Here is a 2,627-nt window from a genome sequence, read left to right as displayed (position 1 = left end):
GACAGTTAGCCCTCTGTATGGCACCTTGTGCCTCTCTGTTGATTCTGATATAATTAAGTTGAGGTATTTTCTTAAGCCGTGCTTTCTAGTCGGCTTTTTCTTTTTCTGGTAAGTTTCAAACCTATCCCCTCCAACCTACCAGCTCAGCTACAAAATCCAGCAAACTCTCTTCCTGATCCTGCTTTTTCACTTCACCCTTGAGCAGCTTTTTGTAGCAGGTTTTGCCATAGCCCAGCTTGATTGACTTTTCGTCCTTAAGCGTACGCCCGCAAGCCCCGCATTTCATTGCTGTCCTCCTCCTTTGGTCCACCAAACTCAATTACATAGTAAGGTTTTTGCTTATAGTAAATAGTTCTGATCTGGACCCGTTTGTACTCTTTGCGATATTCCTCATCCGGACAATATCAATGTCCATAGCATCACTTCCTCAGTACGCGGCCAGTGCCGCTTTTTCTCTTACATAGCCGCGTTCGCGGCATTTTTTATTGTGGGCATCAACAAGCTCTGCAACGTCCACCATACGGCCCAGGGCCAGTTTAAGAACCTCTATTGAGTGTTCAACATCCAGAAACTCTTGAACCACTTTCCGGAATTCCTGCCATTCTTTGTCCTGGAAATCGTTACGTTTCTTTTTGTTTACAACTAGCCGCAAAGCCTTGGCCATTACTTCCCGGGCCTCTTCCAATTCTTCGGACAGCTTTAAAATTACATGTGCCAGGTCAGTATTTACCGCATCCAGCACCTCATAACTGTAGGCCCGTCCAATAGCGCATACTCTGCGGCAATATCTCATTGTCAGCTCCGGCTGTCGATAAAACCGGGCCATCCCCAAAACTATTTCCGGATTAGGCACTACGTCCCCTAATTCGTAAGCCCGCAATGTCCTTATGGCGATATGCAACCTCTCTGCAGCTTCTTTTTGCGTCAATCCTGCCGCTTCCCGTGCTTGCATGTACATTCCCCTCACCTCCTCCCTGGGATAAAATGTAATTGTATCCCGCCTCAATTGCCGGCCTCGCTTCCGGCGCTTACTCTTAGATGATGTACTTTATCAGGTACCTGACCGCAGTGGCCAGTGTCGTCGCATCAACCGGGTTGTCAATCTCCACGTATTCCATAATGTCAAAAGTGGAACAATCAGGCCGTACAATCCCGCAGCGGGCAAAGTTTGGCACCGATACAAGGTAGCCGCGATTTGTTTTTGTCAGGAAAACGTCTAATCTCGACCCGCGCCCACTTACGATAAACCCATCACCCATTCTTTCGATCCTCACTGGCCAGCTATCATTTCTCCACTTAGCCACTATGTCAGCCAGCAATTCCTTTTGATTAGCCATCCTGATCTGCTCAATCAGCAACACCTTTACGTCTTTCATACTTATCCCTCCTACTTTATCACCCGTATCCGTTTTTTTGCGGCTACCATTTCATCCAGGGCCCTGTCAATCTCTTTCATAGCCTTTGGGCTGATCCGATCCTTAAGCAGCCCAGTTATCACCTGCTTCTTGTACTGTTCCAGCAGCTCTTTGCCACCCATCAGCCAGACCTCGAAACTGGGCCGATGTATAACAATTCGGCCCTGATCCTTTTTCCCCCGGCCCTTGGTCCTTGCATGGGGAATTTCGCCCCGCCAGCACATCCAGTAGATTACACTTTCAGAGAGGCCTGACAGGGCCGCGGCCTCTTTGACCGTTAGCGTCTGTTTGTCCATCTCCTCACCCCCTTCACGCCGATTTATCCTTTGGGCCGTCCTCGATAAGCTCTGCTAAGGATACGCCTAAGGCGGTGGCAAGTTTAACTGCCGCATCAATATCTGGCAAAAACTTATCGTTTTCCCAATCTGAGATTGTTGTCTGAGCAATACCTGTTATTTTCCCCAGCTCTTGCTGTGTCATTTTTCTGTATTTCCTCCAGTGCCGGAGTTTTGACCCAAAAGTCATAACAATCACCTCCTTGTCTTTAGTGTAAACGATATTTCGTTTGTTGTCAACGATATTTCGTTATGTTTTTCCAAAAAAATTGATTTACAATAGAAGTATGATAACGGAATATCGTTAAAGGGAGGGCATTATGAATATAGCTGCTCGTATTACCCAACTGCGTCAAGAAAAAGGTTACAGCACAACTAAGCTCGCAAAATTGGCAGGAATCGCACAATCCACATTAAGAGAAATTGAACTTGGCAATACTTCGCCAACATGGGACACCATTCAAAAACTTTGTAAAGCCCTTGAAATTTCTGAGCTGTCTTTGTTAGCCCCTGTATCATCAGCGCCAGCTGATTCCCTCCCTCCTGAGATCGGCGATCTACTCGAAGAGGCTAAAGACTTAACGCCTGAGCAGGTCGAGGCATTGACTGAGTTTATTAGAAGAATGAAAGGAGATTAATTATGAGTGAACAATTGCTGAAAGAAATCTTGAGCGAAATTAAGGCCATTAAAACTGATCTTACTGAGTTTAAAACAGAGACAGGCAGCCAAATTAACCATCTGGCGGAACGAATTAACAGAATCGAACAGAACATGGCCACTAAAACTGATCTGGAAAGTATCCTGGCCGACCAGCAAAAAGATGTTTTAGCCATTTTGCGAGTAGTCAAAAGCCAGTTGGAAGAGCAATCGCGGACT

Annotated in this window: 7 protein-coding genes; 2 read left to right on the top strand and 5 right to left on the bottom strand. The window is 46.2% G+C overall.

Annotated elements, in window-relative coordinates:
• Window positions 1-121: 121 nt before the first annotated feature.
• The 5 genes from ULO1_RS14705 to ULO1_RS05970 form a co-directional block, all read right to left on the bottom strand.
• Window positions 122-286, bottom strand: a complete 165-nt coding sequence (locus ULO1_RS14705) for a DUF6011 domain-containing protein (protein WP_159446837.1) — start codon at window positions 284-286, stop codon at window positions 122-124.
• Between the two features lie 141 nt (window positions 287-427).
• Window positions 428-958, bottom strand: coding sequence for a DNA-binding transcriptional regulator (locus tag ULO1_RS05985; protein WP_079933159.1), 531 nt, complete (start codon window positions 956-958; stop codon window positions 428-430).
• A 76-nt stretch (window positions 959-1,034) separates the two neighbouring features.
• Complete coding sequence (locus ULO1_RS05980) at window positions 1,035-1,376, bottom strand: hypothetical protein (protein WP_079933158.1); 342 nt, start codon at window positions 1,374-1,376, stop codon at window positions 1,035-1,037.
• Between the two features lie 11 nt (window positions 1,377-1,387).
• Window positions 1,388-1,711, bottom strand: a complete 324-nt coding sequence (locus ULO1_RS05975) for a helix-turn-helix domain-containing protein (protein ID WP_079933157.1) — start codon at window positions 1,709-1,711, stop codon at window positions 1,388-1,390.
• A 13-nt stretch (window positions 1,712-1,724) separates the two neighbouring features.
• Window positions 1,725-1,940 carry a helix-turn-helix domain-containing protein gene (locus ULO1_RS05970; RefSeq protein WP_079933156.1) on the bottom strand — a complete coding sequence of 72 codons (216 nt, stop codon included), beginning with the start codon at window positions 1,938-1,940 and terminating at the stop codon, window positions 1,725-1,727.
• Window positions 1,941-2,070: 130 nt separating this feature from the next.
• Here ULO1_RS05970 and ULO1_RS05965 point away from each other — a divergent pair, with 130 nt between their 5' ends.
• Window positions 2,071-2,388, top strand: coding sequence for a helix-turn-helix domain-containing protein (locus ULO1_RS05965; protein WP_079933155.1), 318 nt, complete (start codon window positions 2,071-2,073; stop codon window positions 2,386-2,388).
• Between the two features lie 2 nt (window positions 2,389-2,390).
• Window positions 2,391-2,627: hypothetical protein (locus tag ULO1_RS05960; RefSeq protein ID WP_200806940.1), on the top strand; the 237-nt coding region annotated here is incomplete at its 3' end.

The organism is Carboxydocella sp. ULO1, from assembly GCF_002049255.1.
GTDB lineage: Bacteria > Bacillota.
The sequence above is the reverse complement of the archived record's forward strand: the minus strand, read 5'-3'. Positions and strand labels throughout refer to the sequence as shown.